General features: G+C 69.6%; 4 protein-coding genes. All 4 read left to right on the forward strand.

What is annotated here, in order from left to right; translation table 11 throughout:
- The first annotated feature begins 34 nt into the window (after window positions 1–34).
- Entirely contained in the window at window positions 35–1882 is a 1848-nt protein-coding gene (locus ACIOHC_RS39350) for a hypothetical protein (protein ID WP_401846350.1), read from the forward strand.
- Between the two features lie 88 nt (window positions 1883–1970).
- The gene (locus tag ACIOHC_RS39355; RefSeq protein WP_351081796.1) at window positions 1971–2417 is read left to right on the forward strand and encodes a YbaB/EbfC family nucleoid-associated protein; all 447 of its coding nucleotides are present in this window, start codon (window positions 1971–1973) and stop codon (window positions 2415–2417) included.
- Entirely contained in the window at window positions 2410–2748 is a 339-nt protein-coding gene (locus tag ACIOHC_RS39360; RefSeq protein WP_351081794.1) for a hypothetical protein, read from the forward strand. The genes ACIOHC_RS39355 and ACIOHC_RS39360 overlap by 8 nt, the downstream gene beginning before the upstream one ends.
- A gap of 167 nt (window positions 2749–2915) precedes the next feature.
- The coding region (locus tag ACIOHC_RS39365; protein ID WP_401846352.1) for a hypothetical protein at window positions 2916–26583 on the forward strand (23668 nt) is incomplete at its 3' end.

Here is a 26583-nt window from a genome sequence, read left to right on the forward strand (position 1 = left end):
CACAGGGATGGGTACGGACTGGACTTGGAGCAATGTGCTCAAGACCTTCGCCGGCAGCGGTCAGAAGGTGACGGAGAGCTCCGAGGTCCTGTCGACCAATTGGTTCAGCGGGTTCGGGATCCATAAGGACGCTTCCCCCGAAGCGGACTTCGGCTCCATATACGACGTCTGGTGGTCGTTCAATTACCAGTGGAGCGCTGGGCCCGCCTTCCGTACGTCCTACCAATATGTCGTCGGCGTCAACATGGACTATGGCGTGGTCGATGCGGTAGGGGGAGCGCTGTACCGATTCATTCATGAGGTAGAGCAGATCCTCGTCCCCGTCGCCGGCACAGTCAAAGGCAATGACACCACCAGTCTGGGGAGTTTCGACGCCGCCTCCAACATGGCCCGCGGGATGGAGTGGCGGATCCAGGCGGCGATGGAGGAGATCGATCGCTGGGCCAAAGGGATCGATGTCCCGGATTCCAACTGGCAGGGAAGCGCGGCGGGGGTCTTCCGGGCGACCCTCAAGGGCGTGAGCAACGCGCTGGAACGGCTGCGGCTGGAAATGATCAACCCCCGCGACTTCACCGCTGACATCGACCATGTCCGCTTCCAGCTGAAGACTTCGCTGGATGCCCTGCGCGGGATCCATACGAATTGGCTCAACGACAGGATGGCCGCTCCGGTCAGCGCCACCCACGACGCCGTAATGGAGTATTTGCAAGGCGCTGAAATTGGACAGGACGCTGACTTGTATCCTGTGGTCAACACGGCCCACGGCGATCCGAAAACGCAGGAATTCTGGGACGCGGTCCAGCAGAGGGCCAAGGAGATGTGGAAAAACAACGTCTCGGAAAACCTGGACAAGCCGGCCGGTCTAGAGATGGGCGTCCTGGAAGGCGCGTACAGCAGCGCGACGAGCGCGATTCCACAGTCCCTGTCGCAGTTCCATCTGCGGATGCCCACCCCGCCAGGCCCGAAGCTTCCGCCGGGGACCGGGCAGACAGAAATCAAGACGTCGCCCGATATCAACGGCCTCAAGCGGTCCCTGTCGGGCCAGCAGAACGGTGGCGGCGACCTGGGCGACGGGACGTCCGGGCGCGGCGTCGAGGGCGCGGGACCTGTGCCCCGTCTCGGGCCGATCGGCGGCGAGTCTGGAGGCGGCAGCCTCAACAAGGCGATGGTCGCCGGTCTGCCCAGCACCCACCAGTCACAGGGGCCTTCGGGCGGCTCGGAGAAGATCGTCGGTCCGAACGGCGAGACGCTCACCGGCCCCAACAACATGCCGCTCATGGTCCCGCCGGGCGCGAAGATCAATTCGAACGGCACCGTGACCGGCCCGGACGGCAAGCTGCTCAAGGGTCCCAACGGCAAGCTGCTCAGCGTGCCGCGCGGCGCCCGCCTCAGCTCGTTGACCGAACCGACCGGCGGCGGCACGCAGCCACCCAACCGGCTGTCGCAAAAGCTCCCCAGCGACTTCAAGTTGCCGTCGTCCAGCAAGGTCGGCGGCGGGGCAGGGGGCGGCGGGTTCGCGCCCTCCATGCCGAAGAAGATTTCCACGTCCAGCGGACCGACGGAGATCGGTGGCGGCGTGCTCAGCGAGCGCAACGCCCTCCGCAACATGGCCAGGAACAGCAACGGCGAACTCGTACAGACGCAGACCGGCATGAGCGCGCGGTCCCTGAAGGCGGGCGGGTCGCTGCCGCCGGGAGAGGCTCCCGTGATGGGGCGCACCAACGCCGGCGGTACACCGATGGTTCCGCCCATGTCCGGCGGAGGTATGGGCGGTGCCCAGGGGGGCGGCGGCGGTGACAGGCAGCGGCAGACCTGGCTGGACGAGGACGAAGGGGTTTGGGGCACCGACGAGGGGACGGCCCCGGGAGTGATCGGCCGATGAGCGTACGGGCGGCTCCCTACGCGAGCGGTGGCAGGCGTGAGAGCACCGGCAAGGGTGCGGGCAACGTAGATGAAGGAGGCGGCGCTCGATGAGCTCCGGATACCAGGAGCAGCTCGACCAGATCATGGGACAGCTCGCCGAGCACAGTAACCGGCTGCTGGAGACCCAGCAGCGCCTCGCGAAGGAGACAGTGAAGGTCACCTCCAAGGACCGCTCGATAACGGTCGTCATGGGCACCCAGGCCAATGTGCGCGAGATCAAGTTCCACGACGACACCTACCGCTCCAAGGCCCCCGCGGAGCTGGGCCGGGTGCTGGTGGAGCTGCTCGAACGGGCCAGGGCGGAGGCCGCCGAGAAGGTCAACGCGGCCGTCGCCCCGATGGCGGGTTTCGGCGAGGAGCTGCGGGGCTCGCTGATCGGTGGCACCGATCAGCACCGGATGATGAACGAGGTGCGGCAGAAGATGTGGCCGCAGGGCGGGCCGGGCGCGGGCCACGGTCGGCGCACCGCGGGTGAGGACGAGGGCGATGACTGACGAGATCAAGACGACGGACGACCTCAAGCGGCTGTTCGGCGAGTATCCGCAGATCGCCGATGTGATCGGGCAGCTCAGTGGGGACTTCGAGGTCATCAACAAACTGAATCTGACCGCCGGCGGCCACGACGACGAGGTCGCCGAGCAGTACAACGGTGTCGCGAAGATCGGGACACAGACCTTGAACGACATCGTCAAGCTGCTGAAGGACGTCACGGCCTCCACCGGCGAAAGCGGCCAGGACGTGATGAAGCTCTTCCAGGCGACCGAGGAGGACGCCAAGAAGATCGCGGCCGATTGGGGCGAGATGCGGGGGAAAGAGAAGGAATAAGTGGTGGATCGAGAACATCCCGCCTAGGGGTGAAGTAGTTCGTTCCGGGTGAATGAGTACTCATTCACCCGTTCTTTGGCATTCGTCGCCCCTCCTTTCCGCTATTCAGTGGTTCTCCTCCGTTCATTTCAAGCCTGTCGTGCCGCACAGTAAGGAAGGGACCAGCCATGGCCCTCATGCCCAGCCAGGACGTGATCAACGTCCTCAAGAACTTGGGCATGAAGTGGCCCCAGGCGAATGAGGACGAATTGCGGGAGGCCGCGGCCCACTACGGCAAGGCGGCGCGTGAATTCGAGGAGCTCCAGGAGCAGTTCATCCTGGTGGCCCGGCGGATCAGTGAGGAATTCAGCGGAGAGGCAGCCGATGCGTTCCTCTGGCGGGTGAACACGATCTGCTCGGGCGACGAGTCCTTTCTGAGCGCGGGGGCGGCCCAGGCGGACAAATTGGCCGAGAATGCGAACAATACCGCCACAGATGTCGAGCACACCAAGTGGTCGATCATCGCCCAGGCCGTGGCCCTCATCGCCCAGTTGGCCATCACCGCATTCCTCGGCTTCTTCTTCGGCCCGGCCGCCATGTTCGGTATGAGCTTCGAATACGCGCTGGTCCGCGAATTCATTAAAAACCTCCTCATCGCGCTCCTCAGGTCCATCGCGATGCAAACCGCCATCGGCGCGGGCGTGGGCGCGGCGATGGACGCGATCGTCCAGAAGGTCCAGATCGACCAGGGACACCGCAGCGGGATCGACACCAAGCTGCTGAGCCAGGCCACGGTGGCAGGTGCCATCGGAGGCGCCATCGCTGCTCCCTTCGACCTGATCGGCCTCGGCTTCGGCAAGTGGATCGGCAACCGCCTCGGCATTTCGGTCAAGGGAGCCGTCACCGCAGACCTCACCAAGCTGTTCACCGGGGACGCGGGTCGGGTCTTGGGGAAGGACCTCGGCGCGGGCGTGGGCAAGGAGGTTGGTGCGGGCGTTGGTGCGGGCGTGGGCAAGGAGGTTGGCGCGGGCGTTGGTGCGGGCGTGGGTAAGGACGTTGGCGCGGGCGTTGGTGCGGGCGTGGGCAAGGAGGTTGGTGCGGGCGTTGGTGCGGGCGTGGGTAAGGACGTTGGCGCGGGCGTTGGTGCGGGCGTGGGTAAGGACGTTGGCGCGGGGGCGGGGAAGGGAATCGTCACCGAGAGCTCCAGTCCGCTGTCGTCCCTGACCCGCGTTCAGCAGGAGGCGTTCGCCAAGGACTTCGGCTCCCTGCTGGGCAATACGCAGGCGCAGTTCCTCGAAGGCTTCGGCCAGGGCGCAGGCAAGGGCAGCATCGCGCATGCCTTCACCGAGAAGACGGGCCAGCTGTTCGAGAAGCACCTGGGAGAGACGCTGGCCAAGGGGGAGGCGTCCCAGTTCGGCAAGGAGTGGGCCGGCGCCGTCGTCGCGAAGTGGTCGGCCAGCGACATCGAGCGCATCGGGGTAAAAGAGGCCCTGCAGCCCATCGTCAGCAAGTACGAGAGCCAGCTCGGCGCGCAGGGCGTGAAGCTGTTCGCGCACGACGTTCCCGACGCGCTGAACGCCGCGATGCGCGATCACCTGGGGGGCAGCCTGGGCTACCGGCTGTCCCAGTTCGGTACCGGCGTCGTGCTGGATGGCGTCAACAACTCCCTCTCCGCCGGCGTCGTCACCACGATTTACGAGGGGAAGCCGTTCGAGTTCGACCTGCAGGCGTTCGCGGGCGGCATGGCCATGGGCGCGGCCGGCCGCGGCCTGGGCGAGTTCGCCATGCCCGCAGCGCAGAAGTACCTCGTCACCCCGGCGGTCGACAGTGTCACCTCGGCCCTGAAGAACTTCAAAACCCCGCCCCCGGTCGACACCACCACGAACAATTCCGCGAGCCTGGTGTCGGACGGGCCCACGGCGGTGGGGTCGACCTCCGGGTCGCCTACCACCCCGACGGCGCCGGTCGTGCAGACGACGAGCGCTACGGACACGGCGACGGGGTCCGCGGCCGGAACGGGGTCCGGGGCTGGGACCCATGTCCAGACACCGTCCGCCACCGCCGGCAGTGCGCCCGCTCAGCGGGACACGGCGACGACCGGCGCTACCTCGTCCGCCAAGGGGCCGGTGGCCCCGCCGCCCGCGCCGACGAAGATCGTCACGGAGAGCGTGCAGCAGCGGGCGACACCGGACTCCGCCGGCGGCAACAACGCGAAGAAGCCAGAGCACCTCACGGAAAGCGGCAACCCGCCTCCCCAGGAGCCGGCCACGGCCGCGACCACCACATCCGGCGACATGGAGACCGTCACCCATACTGGGGAAGCGCCGGTGACGTCGCAGGACGTCCCGCCGCCTGCCCCGCGGCCCGACCAGGCGGTCACGGTCAGCAGCTCCGACGACTTTTCCCCGCTAGGCGGCGACCCCGTACCGCACGGTTCCGAGGACGCTTCCCCGGTCGGCACTGATTCGGGCGAGCACGGTTTCGAAGGGGGATCCCCGGACGGCAACGGTGACTCCCCGCACGATTCCCAGAGCCCCACCGCGCGCGACGCCGACCAGGCGCCCCCCTCCCCGTCCGAGCTGGTCGAGCGAATGGTGCGGGCACGGGACGAGCGGTCCACGGACGGCGGCGAGCAGGGCCGCGGTGAGCAGACCGCCGACCAGGAGCACTCGGCACACCACCAGGACGACGTACCACTGCGCCCGATGACCCAGCGCGAGCGCCAGGAGTGGGTCCAGCAGCAGGTGTTGGACGCCCGCGCCACCGAACGCGCACGGCTGGCCGCGGAGGCCGGCGACACGAACGACTCGCTGCCCGAGCCAAAGATCGACGAGGCGGGCATCCGTAGCGAGGCCGAAACTTTCCTCCACGACCTGCACCAGGACCTGACCCCGCTGTTCGCCGTGTCGCCGGATGCGGAACAGTACTTCGCGCCGCCCCCGCCGTCGGCCGGTGCGGACGAGGCGAAGGCTGCCCAGTGGCACGGTGAGCAGGCCCGTATGGCGAACGAGCGGGACGCCGAACTCGCCGAGGCGCAGCGCGACGCGGACCGGCAGCGGGGCTTCGAGGAGCACTTCGACCAGTGGGGCGAGCGTCGCCTGACGGACGAAGCCCGGACGCGGTCCGAGGACGAGGTGCACGACGTGCTCGACTGGGCCGAGAACAACGGCCCCAGCGAGGAGGAGGCGCGGGCCCTGAGCAACTGGGCCCAGCATCGGCTCCTGGACGACGGCGGCGGCCTGCACAACCGGGTCGTCTCCCGGCTGCATGAGGCGGCACTCACCCAGGTCAAGCGCAGTGTGGAGGACTTCAACGGATCGGACCGGCTCGGCACCCGTGAGGGGATGGACGAGTTCCTGGACCGGCAGTGGGTCATCGAGAACGCTCTGGAACAGGTCGACCGCTGGGTGGGCGCGGCCTTCGAGCGCTGGAAGGGCAGCCTGAGCCCGGAACGGCGCGCCTGGCTGGACGAGACCCAGCCCGAGCCCTTGGGCGGGCGCTCGGACCGTACCGACGGGGACGGGATGCGGGAAAGCGGATCGCGCCAGCAACCGCCCACCCGTGCCCAGCAGGCGTTGGAGCAGGCCCAGCACGCGTTCGACCGCCGGGCACGCGTCGCCTTGGAAGACCTCCTGCACGCCCACCCCGACGCATTGCGGGGCGGGCCGCAGCGCCTGATCGACGCGACAGCCCTGACCGTGGACGCCGAGATCTTCGGCCTGCACGAGGTGTTCGGGCGAGCGCGTACGGACGGCGCACTCGGTTCCGCCGACCCGGGGGCCCGGCAGGCCGACGCGCAGGCCCGCGACCTGGTGGTCGCGCTGCGTACGACGCTGCCCGAGCTGCACGAGATCTTCGACCATACGGTCTTGGACACCACGCGCCGCGAGCAGGCGCTGCAACACTTCGAGGCCACCGCCGACCAGCTTTCCATCGGCAGCTACGGTTCGCGCGGCGACCGGACCGAGCACGACGGCGCGCTGGTCCTGAGGGACGACCAGGAATCCCGGCTGTCCGCCGGCGGCCGGGCGCGGCTGCGGCGTCAGTGGCTGGAGGGGTTCGACCGGGACTACCGGGAGATCTTCGGCGAGCCCGGCAGCGCCGCGCGGCGGCACGGCGATCCGTCCGAGGCCGGGCGCCAGTGGGAGGAGCGCCACAGCACCCGAGAGCGCGAGCTGCCCGGCCACGTCGAGCTCCATATGGCGAAGGAAGGCGCAGCACGCGAGGCCGTCGACGCCGTGAAGGAGGTGGCGAACGGTACCTGGAAGCAGGCGCTGGACGGCCTCGGCACGGCCTTCAGGGAGAAGTTCGGACTCCAGGCGGGGGACGAACTGAACGCGCGCGAGGCCACCATGCCCGCGCAGCGCACCGCGGCTTTCTCGCTCGGCAGCGAGATACACCGCAGGCTGGACGAATGGGCGCGCAGCGAGAACCGGAACACGGCCGAGGTCGAACGCATCATCGAGGAGTACACCGGCTCCGAGGCGGTGCAGCGCAAGGTCGCCATCGCGGTGGCCCGTGCGGCGGTGGAGAACGCGGCCAAGGCGGAAGCGTACGAGCAACTGGCCGCTCACAAGGCGGAGTTCGCGCCGGAGGATGCGCGCGAACGGTTCGTGCAGGAGCACGCCGAGCGGGCCACGGCCCTGTTCGACGAGCTGTTCGACAAGCCTCCCGCCCAGGGAGACGATTCTGCCGGTGCCGCAGTGGACGGCGTCGTGTCGGACGGTACCGCGTCGGAGAAGTCCGAATCGGAGGAGTCCGCGTCGGAGGAGGCCGTAGCGGAGGAGTCCGCGTCGGAGGAGGCCGTAGCGGAGGAGTCCGCGTCGGAGGAGGCCGTAGCGGAGGAGTCCGCGTCGGAGGAGGCCGTACCGGAAGAGCCCGCGTCGGAAGAGCCCGCGTCGGCTCTCGACCCACTGGTCGAGCAGTGGAGCGTCCGCCGGGCGCAACTCAGCGAGGAGCTGCCGCTGCACCTGAACTTCGAGCTCGGCGCCACGAACGGGCTGGGCAAGTGGGCAGACGGCTTCCGCGACGCCGTGGCCGGACGCGGGGTGAGCAAGGACGACCTGACCCGCATCGGGTCGCATACGCGTGAGGAGTGGTTCCGGACGTACCGGGACCTGTGGGGGCCCGAGGGCACCGACGCCGAGCGCTGGCTGCGGCATGAGCAGGAGCACGGCGGCCGGTTCGACACCGAGTCGTCATCGGCGGAGCAGGCCGGGGCAATGACCCCCGACGGCAACGACACGGATGCGATGCCGACGAGCCCGGAGTCCCCGCACGAGCCGCCGGAAGACCATGAAGGGGGCGTCTCCTCGGACCTCCACGACGATGCCTCCGAGACTGTGCGTGACGACGGCGTCGTGGACGAGCTGGGCCAGCGACTGGCGGCCCTGCGACGGGAGACCGACAACTCCGGCCTCCAAGGGGATCCGCAGCACGAGGCCCGATCGCGCGAGCTGCACCCCGACGAGGAGATCCCGCCGCCGGGTTCGGACCGTCAACGGGTGTCCAATTCGGTCACGTCCGCCGACGGGGCGGGGAACGAGCGCACCACAGCCGTACGGGAACAGCGGACCGGGGGCGAACACGCCGCACGGGACGGGCAGTCCGCGCAGCAGCAGACGCTCCGCAGCACCCGGCAGCAGTACGTCCTCCGTGGTGACGGCACGTCGCTGACCGGCCCGGACGGTGAGTCCCACGCGCTCGGCGAGAGCACCGGGAACGGAAGCGCCGGCTTCCATCAGGCGCTTGGCCAGGCGCTGGAGTCCGTGCCCAAGCAGTGGCTCAAGGCGCCCGCGGCCCGAAACGACGGCAAGGTGCCGACGCTGCACGACACCATCGCCGATGCCGCGTCCGACGCTCTCCTGGACACCGTCACACTCCCCGAAAGGCCGGTAATCGACGCGGAGTTGACCGCGGCTGGCATCAATCTCGACGAACAGGCCCGCAGCCGGTTCGAGGAGCAGGGCAGGACCCCGCAGGCGCTCGACGCCGAGCAGCGCCGGGCCCTGGTCCGTACGGCCCTGCGTTCCGGTACGGACTGGGACGGCGCTATGGCCACGCTGGCCGCCAAGGCAGCGGCCGAGGCCCTGGACCTCCGGCTGACCGTGGTCCACAAGGACGGCAGCCACGAGAGCGCGGGCGATGTCTGGGCCCCCGAGGTGACGGTCCGGTACGCCGACGGGCAGTTCCAGAGCGCGTCGATCAGCCGGATCCGGCGCATCCTGCGTGCGGTCCAGGCGCTGGAGAGCGAGCGCACCCATCTGTGGCGGGCGCACGGCCGCCCCGACCCGCAACCGATGGTCGGCAGTTGGTACCCGACGCTGCCCGCGAAGGAACCGACGGCCGCCACCACCACCGAGCCCACCGGCGCCAACGACTCCGCCACACAAACCCCCGAGGGCACCTCCAAGGACGTCTCCACCCCCCAGTCAGCCGCGCAGAGCAAGCCGCGCCCGCTCACTGCTGAGGAGCAGCGGCAGTGGCTGGAGTACGTCGTCGAACGCGAATGGCAGGAGCACAGCCTCGAAAAGGAGCTGCTGGGCGAGCCGGTGGGCGACCGCAGGGCATGGGAGAAGGCGGCCGTCGACCGCAGCCTCGCCTATCTGCACACGCTTCAGCGCGATGTCGTGCTCGCCGACCGCGGGGAGAACGGCGCGCCGCCGCAGTCGGTGGCCGACAACAAGCTGACGCTGGACATCAGCCATCTCGACACCGACCGGCCCGTCCTGCTGGACCATGCGCCGGACAGCTTCGAGACCACGTACCAGCGCGGCGCGAAGGACACCTTCGACGACGGCAGCACCCTGGAGCGCCACGCGAAGGCCACCGGCGGCACGCACGTGACCCTGCGCGGGCATGACCACGCCGCCCGCGTCATTGCCAACGGTCTGAGGGTCCACCCTTCCGACCATGGACGCCTGCACGACGCGATCGTGAACCTGATGACCAACCGCCCGGACGCGCTGCTCGCGCAGTCGTCCCGTGCCGCCGACGGGGGCGGCCCGGCGCTGGGCGACGGCGAGTACCTCGGCTTCAAGGGCGCGGACGGCACGGTGCAGGTGGCCGCGCTCCGAGCCCTCAACTTCGGCCCGTACTCCCGCTACGAGGACTCGCTCAAGGTCAAGCAGAGCCAGCGCAGCGGCGAGAGGAGCGCCATATCGTTCGTCGAGTCCTCGAACGGGCAGCTCGGCGTGAGTTCGGGCTTCGCGCCAGGCTCCGGAGTGAGCGGCGTGTTCAGCGCCTCGGCTTCCGGCAGCTGGAACCAGGCCACCCACACCACCACCCACTCCTACACGTCACAGGAGACCCGCAGCGTCTCCGCCTCCGGCGACTCCCACACGTACGTCAACGACGTCCTCTACGACGTGCGGACCTACCGGCTGGACGAGCGCGGTCGGCTGGTGTCCGGCGGGCCGGGCGAGGCGGTGCAGTTCGCCGTGCGCGGCGGTTTCCAGTGGCGGGTCCCCGACGGAATGACGCAGAGGGAGTCGCCGGTCCCCTCCGGGCTCCCGAAGACGTTCACCATGCCGCGGGGCGAGTACCCGGACCTGGTGACCACCGACCGCCTCGCGCTGCCCCGCGATCTGATGACCTGGGCGCTGAGGGTGGCCGGTGAACACGGCGGGCTCACTCCGGACATGCCGGCGCTCGACCAGATCACGCACTTCTTCTCCCACCACGCCATGCAGGAACGTCTGGTGTCCACCATGCGCGGCTCGGTCCGCGTGGAGGACGTACTGGACGCGCACAACAACATCATCGGCTCGTTCGTCTACCGCGTCACGATCGATCACAACAGCCCCGCGACCCTGATCCGGACGATCCACGACAGCGAGATCAAGGTCCAGAAGAACACCGCGATCGGCTTGGACCGCAGCAGGGCGCTGAACAAGCAGATCTCGCTCGCCGTCTCCGGCGGCCCCGCAGTGAACTTTGCCGTCCGCGGGCAGCTCGGCGGCACCGCCCAGATCAGTACCGGACGCACCGACTCCACCGCGGTCACTGACACGGGCCAGGCGCAGTACGGCCTGTCGAACAAGGCTCCCCAGGGGCTGTACGACGTGCCGCTGAAGATCCAGGTCGAGTTCCGGCCGGGCTACCGGCTCGCCGGGTTCGAGCCGCCGAACGAACTCAAGGACACGCAGGCCGCGCTGAATCAGGAATTCCCCGCGGAGGTGTCGCTGCGCGTTCCCCGCGACGACGCGCGACAGTGGGCCGGCTGGGATCCGGGGTACAAGCTGAGCCAGCAGGACGCCTCCGCCGCGCCGGGCGCGCGGCAGTTGGGCGGCGGGCAGGCGTTGACACCGGAGTTCGTCGAGCCGCACGTGCCGCGCGAACTGCTCGGCGACGTCCCGGTGATCACGGCGCTGCACAACGTGAGCTACGCGTCGGCCGTGGTCACCAGCGGCACACCCAAGCCACGGGTGCCCCGGAGCTTGTCCCAGCGGGCATTGCAGGTGTTCCGTCACCGCGCCTCCGGTGGCGCGGAGCACCGTACATCCAGCACGTCTGCGCGCAATACGGTGCTGAGCCGTGGGAAGGGCTACGTCAGGCCAAGGCCGAGCATCCGGCGGACGATGACGGAAACGGGCGAGTTCTCCCGAGCCTCGGACTCGCCGTCGCCAGAGCCGCAGGAGCAGCCGACCGGGGCGTTGTCGCTGCCGACGTCGCCGACCGCTCTCCAGGTCCGGTTCGCTGACGAGCTGGCCGGATTGCCGCTCACTGTCAGCCGGTCGGCCGACGCCCGGCCGGTGCCCCACCAGATCTTCGACAACACTGTCGAGGCGCTGACCAACCACCCCGACTTCGCCGTGAAAGCCATGGTCGACGCCAGGGCTTCGAGGTTCCGCCGGGTGCGGCACAACGTGGCGTACTCCGTCAGCAAGGCCGTGTACCGCATACAGCGGGCGGCCGGATTCGAGGCGTCGCCGCCGCGGCAACCCACCCCCGTCGCCTCTGAGCGCCGGATCCTGCGCAACAGGAAGCGCCTGGAGGTCCACCAGTCCTCCACCCGGCTGGAGACCCAGTTCACCAAGCTCATCACCGGCTCCGGCCAGGTGCACGGTGACACGGTCGTCGAGCAGGCCACCGGTACGACCGTGGTGCTCAGCCGCACGCTCGGGTTCCGCCGTGGCGAGGTCCCGGTCATCACCCGCCTGGAACTCTCCGACCGAAGGTACGAGGGGCTGCGCAAGACCACCGCGACCGGCGGCGGGCTGTCCGGCGGCCGCGACGTCGCCACCGGCACCGAAGTGCAGCAAGGCTGGCAGGCGAGCCTCGGGGCCCAGGCCGGCATCAACCGGGTCGTCGCCCCCAACGTGGTCATGGGCGGCGTCACCGGCGCGCTCGGCACAACGCACACGCGGAAGACCGAGACCGGTGTGGCGACAGGCAGTGAGCATGCCCTGGCAGCCGGCCCGCGTACCCACGTCTACTCCTATGACGCCCGGTTCACGGTCGAGGCGTCCCACCATGTGGTGCCCAGGAAGTGGGTACGCCTGCTCACCGGCAACGCCTTCGGCCAGAAGTCGCGCAAGGTCAACCTCGGTGACGGGTCGGACGGCAGGCTCGTCATCGAGGGCCGGGTGTACGTATGGCATCCCGACGCCCTGATGCCGTCGAACGTGCGGCTGCCGCACCGCGTACCCGACCTCGTCCCCACGCCGGACGACGCCGCACAGCAGACGTCCGGCTCCGTCACCGGCGCGCTCTGGGTGCCCCCGGGACACGCGGAGGCGCTGTTGTCCCCCGCGGAAGCTCAGGCACTGACCAGGCAGCGGTTCCACCAGGACTGGCAGGACGTCTTCCACGCCCAGGCGCGGGTCGGACACGGATTCCATGTCGCGGACCTCTCACGAGACGTGCTCGGGCGGCTGTCCAAGGGCCTGGCGACCACCCTGGCCACCCGCGGCACGCAGGAGTACCAGCACATCGATCTGCTGTTCGCCACCGGTCAGCTGGAATCGCAGTTCGACGCCGCGGCTCAGGGCGGCCGCGCCGTGGACATGCTGTTCTTCCGCGACCGCGCGTTCCGCCACGAAGCGGCGCTCCTCCTCGAGGTACGGCCGCGTGGCCTGAAAGTCGTCGACATCGTCGACGAGGGGCTGAACGTCAAGCACCGCCTGCCCAGCACGCTGAGCATCGGCAGCGGCACATCTACCACCCGCACCCGTGCCCTGCAGGCAGAGCTGACCATTGGCACTGCCCTCCACGCGGGGGAGCCCGGGCAGATCCAGGTGTCCCAAGGGTGGGGCGCGCTGTGGTCACTGATGAACCGCAGCCGCACCGAAAGCCCGTCGCAGTCCCTCTCCCTCGGCGCCTCGGTCACGCAAGGCCGCACGGGACGCAAGGTCAGGACCACGTTCGACGAGATCACCTACCTCGTCACGGGCCACGCCAGGTCGCTGCGGTGGCTCGCCCCGGAGCACACCGCGCACGGTGGGGTAACGGTGAAGGGCGGCCAGGAGATGATCCTGGACTGGACCGACGCGCGCCGCCTGAACCTGGTGACCAACGGCCTGGAGGAACTGTCCGCCCCCGGCCCGTGGCTGCCGCCCCAGGGGCTGTCCTCCTTCCTCTCCGTGCAGGGGATGCTCGACGTCGAGCCCGCGCTGCACGTGTTCGCGCAGCAGTTGCGTGCCCTGTCGGACGGCGTGCTGCCGGACACCAGCATCCAGGACCTCGGCGCGCTGAGCACGCAACTGCACATCCTCATGACCCCGGACGCCCTGAACAGCGGGCTGCACTATCAACTGCTGCGCGAGGGCCTGCCGCTGAACCACAACGGGAAGGGCTGGTTCAGCTCCTCGGGCGAGGTGCGCGTGCGGCTCGTACCCGGCAACGGCCAGTACCGGGGGATGCGAGGGAACGTCTCGGTCGACGAGGAACGCTCGGTCACCGTGACCCAGCTGCGCTCCGTCACCGAGAGCAGCACCCGAACCTTCGGCGTGAACACCGCGCAGACCGCCATGACCCACGCCAACGCCGCAGACGGCAAGCCGCCGTCCGGGACCGTCGGTGTGGGCGTGCCGATCACCGTGACGGCGACCGCCACCACGAGCCGGAACCTGACCGTGTCCGAGACGATCACCACCTCGCACGAGCTGTCGGTGTCCGGGCTCTTCGCGGACTTCGGCGTGCCGTACCAGCTGGAGCTGACCTACATCCGGCCCAACGGGCAGGTCGTGCAGGTACGGGAAGACGTCGGCACGTTGACCCAACTGCATCCGGAGGCGCTGCTGACGTCGGGGCAGAGCGGCAGGGACACCCAGGAGGGACGAAGCGAGCACCCCACCTCCGATTCCGTCTCCGCGCCTGCAGAGACGGCCGTGCCCCAGCCGCCCGCGGAGTTCGAACCGCTGGACACCTGGCGGGAACAACGCCACGCCGTCACCGCGGCGCTCGGCGACCCGAACGTGGTCTTCTTCGACGTGGCCGGAGCGAAGGAGCTGAAGAACCACGTCACCAAGGCGCTCGATCACGCGGCAGAGGAGACGACGACAGCGGCCATGCTCCCGTCGGACGGGGACGACGCCGACACCACGGCGAACACGCTCGACAGCACGGCCACCACAATCGCCGGCACTGCCGTCGGCGGCAGCTCCCTCACCCGCCCCGGAACCCCGGCGGCCCAGCAGCTCTCCCAGCAGAACACCTCCCGTGTGGTGCGCGAGACGCTGGAACAGGCGCTGAGCGAGCACGGGTACCAGCAGCCGCCGATCCATGACGACTCCGCCCTCGGGGCCATGTCCGGCGCGGTCACCGTGTACGCGCGGGCCGGCCAGGGCCGCGCACAACTTCTCGGCCTGCTGGACGACGTGTCGCTGACCAAGGAAAAGCGCGTCACGAACACGGCTCAGCAGTCCGAAGGCTCCAACGTCAGCGCCGGATACACCGGTGGCGCCTACCCCACGTACGCCGTCACGCCCTCCCTGGGCAATATGACCAACCGCGGCACCATGGCGCTCGCGCAGAGCGGCGACGCCGCCAACGCGCAGAGCGCGGCCGCCCATTCGGCCAGCCAGGCCGTTTCCGGTGACCCGGAACGGCTGGCCCTGTTCCGCGTTCCGTTGGACTGGCGCGTCGAAGCCCAGGTCACCAAGCACTGGCTGAAGACCGGCACGGACGCGCTGCGGCATGCGGCGGGGCTCCTCTCGAGGGGCGGGGACAAGGCGAGCGACCAGGGTCCGCAGGAGCAGGTGCATTCCACGGCCAAGGGCTCGACCACAGTCCAGTTCAACTCGCCGGACGGCGTGCTGGTGGGGATTCCCGAGAGCGTGGCCCGCGCACACGGTCTGCTCGACGACACCACCCTGCCGCAGGCGGTCACCGAGGCCTACGACCACGTCAAGGACCTGCGCAAGACGATCGGCGAGACGGGGAAGGAGTACGAGGCCGCCGCGATCCGGGTCGAACGCCGCTACGAAGAGCTGTACGAGGTCATCCGCGAGGCCGATCGGGCGCGCCGCACGTCCGGTGACGAGGAATCCGGCCCGCACCGTACGCCGGAGCAACTCGCCGAGAGCTACCGGAGTGCGGAACGACGGCTGATCGAGCAGGAGATCGAGCGGGTCGGCCTGCTCGCCGAGCACCGGCGGCTCCTGGAGGAGCTGCGCGAGGCCAAGACCAGTGCCCAGGAGCAACTGGACTGGTACCAGCAGGCCCCTGACGAGCGCGACGAATCCACCAAGCCGACGCCCTACGAGCCGGACGGGGAGAAGAAGGCCGACGGGGACGAGGACAAGCCCGCCCCGCGGCGTCCCCTGGCCGATCCGGACGCCTCGGTGGACGAGTTCCTCGCGGGCGCCGACCCCGACCCGGTACCGCTGCCGTACCAGGACGACAGCGTCACGGGACTGGTGTCGCGGGCCGAGTCGGACGGCGGCATCTGGCTGGGCGGCGCCGTACCGCCGCTTCACGCCGCGCTGCGCGAGCAGCTCAAGATCCGGGCGCTGGACGAGGCGCTGCGGGAGAAGAAGCAGGAACTGCTCGCCGCGCAGGACGCGAACAAGCACCAGGACGGCCGGGACGCCCAGGAGATCCAGGACCTCATCGCCCTGCGCCGCGCGGAGCTCGCGTACCTGCGGCACGCCCGCGCAGACGCCGCGGCCGCAGCGGATCGCATCGACGCCGCCGTGGCCCAGAAGGAGCACGCGGCGAAGGAAGCCGCCGCCCGGGCGCGGCGGCACCCGCAGTTCGAGGAGCCGCAGAAGCAGGCCGAACTGCTGGCGGACGAAGTGGCGCGGCTGCACAGTGGCGCGCCGGTGCGGACCACGGACGACCTGACCCGCCACATGAACGACGCGCAGGCCAGGTTGCGGGAGGCCCAGCAGAGGCTCGCCGCCGCGCAGGAGAACTCCGACGGCCCGCAGTCCCTCACGCGCCTGGAAGAACGCCTCGTGCAGGAGGCCGCGGCCCATATCGAGGACCTCAAGCGGACCGCCGCCGTCGAGCAGGCCGCGCTGGAGTTCGCGCAGGGCCTCGAGCCGTCCGTGTTCCCCGAACCGCCGCTGACCAAGAACCGGGGCGAGGCCGAGCGCCGCGCCCTGGAGTACCTCGACATCCTCGACCGGCCCGTGCAGTTCGAGGCCGGCGAGGACACCGGCAACGGGCCCGCGACGTACACGGACGTCGACGGAACCGTGTACGACGTGCTGGACCCGCACGACACCATCACTCCCGAGAACACCAAGGGCGAGGGCCTGCCACTCGCCCTGAACGCCGGCCTGCTCGACCTCAGGAGCGCCGGCGCTCCGCTGGCGGTGCTCCCGCACGTGGGCCTGCCCGCCGATGTCGCGCCGCAGCTGCGTCAGGCGCTGGCCGCGCGGCTGCGTGAGGACGGTGCCAACGCTGCGTCGTGGTTGCACTCCAGCGTCGAGGCCGGGAACACCTGGCTGCAACCGGAGCCGGGCCGGGACGTCTTCACGACGGAGGACCTGGTGGCGTCCGGGCTCGCCGACCGGATGGAGGAGGAGCACCGGGCCGAGTTCCGGCAGGACGGCGTGCTGCACTCCAACGTCCCGATGTCGCACGAGATCCGCGTCGAGCTGCTCGCCCGCCGGCTGGAGCAGCCGGACAAGCTGCGGCTGCCTGGCGACGACCCGGCCGAGCACGACTACGACGACCTGTATCTCGTACCGACGCTCTTCGCCCGGGAGTACGGCGTCGAGGTGCACGTCGTACGCCCCGGGGTCGGCGTGGAGATTTTGCACCCGGGCGGCCCCGACGGGCCGCGTGTGCCGGGTACGCCGAAGGTCACGGTGGTGGTCGAGGACCAGACGGTCAAGGCACTGATCCCGCGGCGGGGTACGGCTGTGGACAACGAGTCCGAGCCGTCGTCCGCTGCATCCCCGTTCAGTTCTCCCTCCTCCGGTAGGTCGCCTTCCGACGGTGACCTGTCGTCCACGCAGGACCAGTCGGCGAAGCAGGAAGGGGAAAGCCGGCCGCAGCAGGACCAGCAGCGGCAGCAGGAACATCAGCTCCAGCAGCGGCAGGAAGAGCCTCTGCCGCAGCGGACGCCGCAGCAAGAGCGTCCGCCGCAGCAGGAGCCGCAGCAGCCGCTCATGTTCCCGAGGCCCCGGCAGGGCGAGGAGATCGAGGTTCCCCGGGACGGCTGGTGCCAGATCTCCTCCCTGATCGTCGGCGCGCCCGAGCACGTACGACAGCAGCTCGGCCTGCCCGACGACGACCCGGTGACCCGCCTGTTGAGCGACCCTCACGCGCTGCGCAGCACCGCGGGGCGCCTCGCACTGGGGCAGCGCGACCCCAAGGGCGCGGTGTTCAGCGAGGCGGTCCGCCTTGCGCACCAGCACGTGCTGGAATTCCTCGGCCACCGTGTGGACGGTGTGCCGCAGGCGTTCCTGGAGCGCGTCCGGACGTACCGCACCAGGCCGGTCGACCCGGATCAGGCGCCCGACAGGAGCGATCTGCTCCAGGTGCTCCACGGACGCATCACCACCGAGGAGCTCGTGGCTCTGCGCGAGTCGTGGCTCAGTTGGCGTGCCAAGGACCTGAGGCCGAACCCGCAGTCCGACGACGCGCTGCTCACGGCGCGTGCCGTGGCCGAGGCGGAGTTCCCGCTCGCCGGTGGCACGAGCCTGGCGGAACGGCTCGCGAACGTGGACCACGACATCCTGGGGTCTGTGGTGGACCACTCCTGGTTCCACACCTCCCGGTGGACCCCCCAGGAGTTCGCCACCCTGCGCGAGACGGCAGAGCATTGGGCGGAGCGGTTCGCCGACGGGTACGGCGACGTGCTCCCGCACCTGCTGGCCGAGGCGTTCGGCGTGCAGATCTTCGTCAAGCGTCCGTCGGCCGCCACATTCGACGAGCCCGTCATCGGACCGCCGTCGCAGACGTCCGTGATCTTCCAGTACGACGGATACCTCCACTACAACGGCGACGACGGCGGCACCGACGCTCGCGCCCACACCGGCCTCGCCGAGGGCGGCGAGCCGGACGTCCACACCCAGCAGCAGGAGCAGCGGCAGGAGAAGGAGCAGGAGACCCGTACCGAGCAGCCGGGGGCGGAGGACGAGATCGCGCTCGTGCTCGCTGGTCCGATTCAGCCGGAGCCGTCGGTGGACTCGACCCCGTCGACGCCGACGGACGAGTCCGTGTCCTCGTTCGGCGAACACATCGCCGCACAAGAAGAGGCACTGTCCCACCCGGAGAGCCTGGATCTGGAGCGGTCCCCGCTGGACCGTCTGGTCGACGGGCTGCAGCAGCAGTCGCAGACGCTCTCGCAGGCACCGTCCCACGCACAGCCCCAGCGGCTGGACCTGGATCTGGAGAACATGCGGTCCCCGCTGGACAATTTGGCCGACTGGGCGAAGAGCATGTCGGAGGAACTGTCCGCATACCAGACGTACGTCGTGCCCTTCGACCAGGGCTCCAAGGAGATTTCCACCGAAGAGCAACAAGCCACTTCGACGACGGACGATGTCGCCGCGACGACAAACGAGGCGCTGCCGCAGCAGTTCGACGAACGGTTCGACGCGCTGGCGGAGCAGCCATGGTTCGACGCGTCCGGGCTCCGGCGGCTGGGAGAGCGCCTCGGGGTGGGCGAGGACCTGACGGAACTCGTCGAGCTCGCCGCACGGTTGCAGGCCATGCCGTGGGGTCTCGTGGAACTCGTCGGCCCCATGGTGCACAGGGCGCTGAGCGAGACCGAGGAGGTGCAGCGCTTGCTGGGTTCCGGTGTGCTGCGGTGGCCGCCAATCATCGGTATGGAAGAGGAGCCCAAGCGCTGCCGGGCACTCCACGCCGAGGTCTCGAAGGCAGTGGGCCGGGCGATGTTGACTTCCGGACGCGATGCCGCCGAACGACTGGCCGCAGGGATGTCGGAGAGAGCCCGCGAAGTCGGTGAGCATTGGATCGGCACGGAGGAAAAGCGGCTGGCCCGCACATCGGGCGGCGCCGACCGGTTCCTCAATTCGGGCTCGGGATCAGGATCTGCGTCGGGCGCGGGCTCGGGCGCGGGCTCGGGATCGGGATCGGGCTCTGGGTCGGGCGCGGCGGGCCCGTCGCGCCCGACGCCCGACGCCACTTCGACGACGGACGATGTCGCAGCGACGACAAACGACGCCCCGTCGCAGCGGCACGTCGACGAAGTGCACCGGTATGCCCACTCTTCTGGCCTGTCCCCCGAAGTGGCGATGGTCTTCGCCGCGCGATCGTTGCCGGTCGGTGTGCGCCTCTACGAGCTGATGGCGTGGTCGCAAAGCTGGCGGCTCGATGCGGAGCAGGCCGCGATGCTGGTGACAAACGTTCGGGACCTGGGGCGCTTCCCCGAAGCGGTCGTCGCCCTGACCCGGGCCTCGGGCCTTGGCCCCAACCAGGTCTTCGAGCTGGCGCGACGGATGAATGTGTCGCTGGAGCATCTGGTGACGATGTCGGGCGAGCTGTCGAGTTTGATGGAGGCGGGATTCGCCCCGGAGGACCTTGGATGGTTCGCGGGATCCGGGTTGCAGCTGCGCGTGCAGGACCTTGTCGATTTCCGGCGTTACGTGCTGGAGCGCGGGTTCGAGTTGGAGGCTCTGCGGACCGGTGCGCCCAACGCCGGTCTGCTGCTCAGGGGGTGGCTGGAGGCACGGCGCCGGGAAGCCGATGAGGCGGCTGAGGCGTTCGGGGAGCACCAGGCGCGGGCTGATGCCCTGGTGTCCGACGAGCACATCATGGAGCCGACGCTGAGGGCGGCCGCGCAGGGGCTGCGGGACGCCTCGGAGGCGGCGGCCGCGCAGGGGCTGCGGGACGCCTCGGAGACGCTGTCGTTCCTGCAGGACTCGGACCTGGCGCTGTTGTTCCCGCAGGACATTGACGCGCTGTATAGGGAGCGCTCGAGGGCGGGACTGCAGCACAACGAGAGTTGGAGCGTGGCGAAGGGCTGGGTCGAGTCCATGATGTCGCAGTTCGATGTGCTCGGGCTGTCCACGGCTGAGGACTGGAAGGCTTTCGTCGGCCTGATCGAGGCCTGCCCGGATCTCTTCGCTACCGGGCAGGGTCGGGAGGGTTCGGCTTCGCGGGGGCAGGCTGAGCCCGGTCTGGGCCTTGGTTCGGCCCGTTACCTGCCGCTCAATCACTTCCTGAGGAGCTTCCATCGGCTCGACCTGGTGGCGCTGCGCCAATGGCCCGTGTGGGCCGGGGTGATGAACAGGCTTTTCGCGGAGTTGGCGAAGTTGTCGGAGCTGCCCCGGGTGCGCACCGACCCGCGCGCACTCCAAGACCTCGGCGACCGCCTCATGGCGGAGGTACACAACAACACGCAGCCGGAGCGCCGTGAATGGTTGGAGCACCAGGACCGGCGCACCCGATGGCGCTGGGTGGGTCATGAGCTCGCGGGCCGGCCGTTGGGGCCGGTGGTGCGCGAGTGGGCGCGGGCGTATGTGGATGGCCAGCGTGCCCGTGATAACTCCGAGCCGTACGTGGACATCGCGCCCCGTATGCGGGACGCGCTGGACGGGCTGCCTGACTACTCTCGGGACGCCGGGGCCGAGCCTCTCCCGTCCCAGGGGCCGCCGACGGCGTTGTGGGACTGGGCGGTTCGTGTGTGGGGGGTTGAGGGGGCGCGGGTCGAGGGGTTCAGAACCGACCAGGTCGGGGCCCTGGAGGCGCTGCGGCAGTGGCTGGGCGTTCGGCAGATGGAGAATCTGCTGAGGGTGGTGGATGGGATGGGGGAGGTGCCGTCGGTCGCCGATCTGGTGGAGGCCGCGGATGTCTTGGGGCTCAGGGATGTCAAGGACTTGTACCGGGTGCTGAAGCGTTTTCCGGTCCGGCTGGGTGAGCTGCACCGGCTGGCCGGGCAGCATGAGCTGGCCGATGCGTTCCGGCCGCTCAACGAGGCGGGGGCGCTGGGGCGTAACCGTGAGTTCGAGCAGGTCGCGGACCGTTTGCGTGCTCTGATGCGGAACGGGCCGCAGGAGCCGGGTGATGGGGACTGGGCGGTTCGGTGGCGGGTTTCGCCAGCGCGGGTCGAGGGGTTCAGTACCGACCAGGTCGGGGCCCTGGAGGCGTTGCGGCAGCGGCTGGGCGTTCGGCAGATGGAGAATCTGCTGAGCGTGGTGGATGGGATGAGGGAGGTGCCGTCGGTCGCCGATCTGGAGAGGGCCGCGGGCGTCCTGGGGCTCAGGGATGTCAAGGACTTGTACCGGGTGCTGAAGCGTTTTCCGGTCCGGCTGGGTGAGCTGCACCGGCCGGCCGTGCAGCGTGAGCTGGCCGATGCGTTCCGGCCGCTCAACGAGGCGGGGGCGCTGGGGCGTGACGGTGTGGTCGAGCGGGTCGCGGTCCGTTTGCGTGCCTTGATGCGGAACGGGCCGCAGGAGCCGGGGGATGCGGAGGCCCAGCGGGTGCCGAATACCGTGGCTGCGGATCTGCTGGAGGAGGTCCACTGGTCGTCGCTTCCTGAACTGCTGCGTGACGAGAGCGGGGCGGTGGAAGCGTTCCGTGTTGCCTTTGGCCTGCCGGACGACGAGGTCACTGCGGTGTTGTTGCGGGATGTGGCCCGGGTGGCGGGTGCGGACACGCCCGAGGATCGTGCCTGGTTCTTCCGTTTCGCTTCTGATCCGGCTGTTGCGGGGCCTGGTGATCTGCGTGAGCAGTCGTGGACAGGTCGCTGGCTGGCTCCGGCGCAGCTCATCGTGGTGCTGCACTACGCCGGCTCGGGTGGCTTGCGTGAGCACCTCGGTGGCGGGCGCGGTGTGGCGGACCTGCGCGAGATGAGCTTCGTGGACGCGCATGGTGCTGTGGACGACTTGGTCTGGGAGTTCGAGAGGCACATGGGGAGGTCCGTCCATGAGGACCTTCCGGTCGGCTCCGGCGCCGCGGGCACGGTGGTGGGCTTCCACGACTTCTTCGAGCGGACCAGTGCACGTTTCCGGGAGCTCTTCGATGTGCCGGGGCACTTGCGATTGGAGGAACTGTTCGCCGATGCGGCCGCTGTCGCGGGTGTGCTGACCCCGGGCGGGCTGGAATTGCTGTCTCGCATGGCGGTTGTGTTCGGTGAGCGCGGCTTCGGCGACCCCACCAGGCGGGGCGTGCCCTGGCTGGCGCCTGTCCGGCTGGTTCAGCTTCTGCACTGGGCCGATATCCAGGCCGGAGGACCGATCGGGAGCGGGCGGACGCTGTCGGAGCTGCGTGGTCTGGAGCCCGACGCCGCCGTCAGGTATCTGACCGACCTTGCCGGGCGGTTCGAGCAGGACGAGCGGTTCGCACTGGAGAGGGCACAGGGCCGGAGCCGGATGGCCTGGGCGGAGCCGGGGCGCCCTGCCCCGTCCAGGGTGCTGCGCGACCTCGAAGCGTGGGTGTCCGGCATGATGGGCCTCGGCGATGGGGAATACCATCAGCTTCGTGGATCTGGTGTGACGCCGGTTCAGGTGATGGGTCACCTGCGCGCCATCAGCATGGAGCCCGTGGGCCTCGACGTCCGGGGGCTCGGCGCCGACAATGTGCCGCTTCACCAGGTCGGCACCGGCGACCTGGTGGATCTGGCCAACCTCGTCATGGTCCTGGGACGCCTGCCCGAGGACGAGATGCGGGCGGCGGCAGAGGCGGCCGGGCTTGGGCCGTCCATGGGACCGTTCCTGCGCCGGCTGGCCAACACCCTGGGGCTGGAACAGGAGCAGTTCCACCTCCTGGGTGTGGTGCGCGGGCCCTTGCTGAACAGCCTGCGCCACGGGCAGAGGCCGCAGGCCTGGGTGGGGGAGGTCTTCCAGTCGCTCCTGCAGGGCCAGGGCATTGATGTCGTTGCCTTGCGCGAAGGGTCCGAGCCTGAGGCGAGGTTCGTGCGGGGGCTGCTGGAGCGGCTGCACGGGCTGGGGCTGAACCTCGACGAACTGCCGGACCTGGGCGAGCGTGTGCAGCCGCTGCAGTGGACGAGCGGTATCGTCGCACCGGGCGCCTACGGCGATCTCACTCCCGACCAGCGTCGCGTGATGTGGCGGTCCTTCCTTCACAGTCAGGCCCTTGACCCTGAGTTCCTGTCCGCGTGGCGGGCCGATCAGCTCGGGATGTCGTCGGAACGGTACGAGGCGCTGGCGGGGCAGCCGTGGTTCGACGCGTACTGGCTCCGGCAGCTGGGAGAGAGCCTCCGGCTGGGCGAGGACCTGAGGGACCTCGTCAAGCTTGCCGAACGGTTGCAGGCCATGCCGTGGGGTCTCGTGGAACTCGCCGGCGCCAACCCCGAGACGACACCACAAGCCCTGGTGGGCTGGGCGCTGAGCGAGCTCGGGACGGCGCAGCGCCGGCTGGGTTCCGGTGTGCTGCGGTGGCCGCCAATCATCGGTATGGAAGAGGAGCCCAAGCGCTGCCGGGCACTCCACGCCGAGGTCTCGAAGGCAGTGGGCCGGGCGATGTTGACTTCCGGACACGATGCCGCCGAACGACTGGCCGCGCAGCGGTCGCGGGAAGCCCGCGAAAACGGCGAGCTGTGGATCGGCACGGAGGAACAGCGGCTGGCCCGCACACCGGGCGGCGCCAACCAATTCCTCAATTCGGGCTCGGGATCAGGATCTGCGTCGGGTTCGGGTTCGGGTTCGGGTTCGGGCTCGGGCTCGGGTTCGGGCTCGGGTTCTGGATTCGCATCAGGGTCGCATTCCGTATCTGGCTCGTCCGTCGACCGCTTCTCCGAAGCGGTCGTCGGCCTGGCCCAGGGCTTGGGGGTTGGCCCCAACCAGGTCTTCGCGCTGGCGGGGCGGCTGGGTGTGCCGCCGGAGCATCTGGTGACGGTGTCGGAGCTGCTGGGGCCGGACCCTGTCCCGCCGTGGGCGGAGCTGGCGTCGCACGGCGCAGATGTGCTGCGTCGGCGCCTGGCGGGGGCGGGATTCGTCCCGCAGGACCTTGGATGGTTCGCGGGATCCGGGTTGCAGCTGCGCGCGCAGGACCTTGTCGGCTTCCGGAGTTTCGTGCGGGAGCGCGGGTTCGTGTTGGACGATCTGCGGTCCGGTGCGGTGGACGCCCGTGAGCTGGTCAGGGGGTGGCGAGCCGAACCGAGGGGGGCGCGCGTGGCGGCGGGTGTGGCGCTCTGGGAGCACAGGGCGCGGGCTGAGGCCCCGTTGTCCGACGCGGACAGGGCGCCGACGCTGAGGGCGGCCGCGCAGCGGCTGCGGGACGCTTCGGGCTCGGACTCGGACTCGGGCTCGGACTCGGGCTCGGGCTCGGCATCGGGCTCGGCATCGGGATCGGAAGCGGGATCGGAAGCGGGAGCGGCCTCGGGCTCGGGCTCGGGCTCGGAATCTGCGTCGGGCTCGTCCGATGGCGCCGAGGCTGTCCGGGAGAACGCTGACCGCCTCGGCATGGACCAGGCAGTGGCGACGGTCTTCGTCGAGCGTCCGTTGCCGGTCGGTGTGGACGTCACCAACGTGATGGAGTTGGCGCACGGCTGGGGGCTCGATGCGGATCAGGCCGTGACGCTGGTGGTGCACGTTCAGTCGCTGGGGCGCTTCCCCGTCGAGGTCGTCGGCCTGACTGATGGCTTGGGTGTTGGTTTCAACCAGGTCTTTGCGCTGGCGGGGCGGCTGGGTGTGCCGCCGGAGCATCTGGTGCTGGTGTCGCACGAGCTGTCGGGGCTGGACGATCTCCCGTCGGAGGAGCAGGCGGTGCGCGGCGCATCCGCGGTGCGCCGGTACCTGGCGGGGGCGGGATTCGGCCCGCAGGACCTTGGATGGTTCGCGGGATCCGGGTTGCAGCTGCGCGTGCAGGACCTCCGCGATTTCGGGAGTTTCGTGCAGGATGTCGGGTACGAGTTGGGGGAGCTGCGGTCCGGTGCGGTGGACGCCCGTGAGCTGGTCAGGGACTGGCTGGAGGTGGACACCCTGGCCTACGATTCGGACTCGGACTCGGGCTCGGGCTCGGGCTCGTACTCGGACTCGGACTCGGACTCGGAATCTGCGTCGGGCTGGCCCGATGGCGCCGAGGCTGTCCGGGAGAACGCTGACCGCCTCGGCATGGACCACGCAGTGGCGCGGGTCTTCGCCCGGTACTCGTTGCCGGACGGTGTGGACGTCACCAACGTGATGGAGTTGGCGCACGGCTGGGGGCTCGATACGGAGCAGGCCGCGATGCTGGTGGCGCACGTTCAGACGCTGGGGCGCTTCCCCGCCGAGGTCGTCGGCCTGACTGATGGCTTGGGTGTTGGCCCCAACCAGGTCTTCGAGCTGGCGAGGCTGCTGGGTGTGCTGCCGGAGCATCTGGTGCTGGTGGCGGACGAGCTGTCGGGGCTGCTGGACGGTGTCCCGTCGGAGGAGCGGGTAGCGAGCGGTGCAGATGTGCTGCGCCGACGCCTGGCGGAGGCGGCATTCGTCCCGGAGGACCTTCGTTGGTTCGCGGGGTCCGGGTTGCAGCTGCGCGTGCAGGATCTCCTCAGTTTCCGGAGTTTCGTGCGGCGGAGCGAGTTGGAGTTGGGGGAGCTGCGGTCCCGTGCGGCGGACCGTGCCGATGGGCTGGTCAGGGGGTGGCTGGCCGATCGGAGCGAGGCAGAGGCGGCGGCGGGTGCGGCGTTCCGGGAGCACCAGCGGCGGGCTGAGGTCCTGTTGTCCAACGCGCTCAGGAGGACGACGCTGGAGGCGGCCGCGCGGCGGCTGTGGAACGTCTCGGATGATCTGTTGATCCAGCACGACTCGGACCTGGGGCCGTTGTTCCTGGAGGACTCGGACCGGGCGCTGTTTTTCCCGCAGGCCTCGGACCTGGCGCTGTTGTTCCCGCAGGACATTGCCGCGCTGCATCAGTATGTGGAGCGCCGTGGGGCTCTGGACGAAGAGGGGTGGGAGCGCTGGGTCAAGTTCATGAGGTCGCAGTTCGATGCGCTCGGGCTGCGTACCGCTGAGGACTGGGCGGCTTTCGCCCGCCTGATCCAGGCATGCCCGGAGCTCTTCGCCTTCAGGCCGGGGCAGGAGGCTTCGGGTTCGCAGACTGTGTCCGATCCGGGCCTTGGCTCGGCCCGATACCTGCCGCTCAATCGGTTCCTGAGGCGCTTCCAGCACGACCTGGCGGCGCTGCGCGGCGAGCCCGTGTGGGCCGGGGTGATGAACCGTCTCGTCGTGGAGGTGGCGAAGCTGCCCGATTCGCTGCGCAGCGACCCGCGCGCACTCGAAGACCTTGCCGAGCGCCTCGTCGACGAGGCGTACGGCAACGTGGCGTCGGAGCTGCGTGAATGGCTGCGTGAATGGGCGAGGCGCCAGAACCGGGACACCAGATGGCGCTGGATGAGCTATGAGCTCGCGGTCCGGCAGTTGGGGCCGGTGGTGCGTGAGTGGGCACAGGCGTATGTCGAGCGTCAGGGTGCCTCTGATGAATCCGAGCCGTATACGGACATCGTGGACATCGCGCCCCGCGTGCGGGCCGCGCTGGACGGCCTGGAAAGGG

The organism is Streptomyces sp. NPDC088252, from assembly GCF_044740965.1.
Classification (GTDB): domain Bacteria; phylum Actinomycetota; class Actinomycetes; order Streptomycetales; family Streptomycetaceae; genus Streptomyces.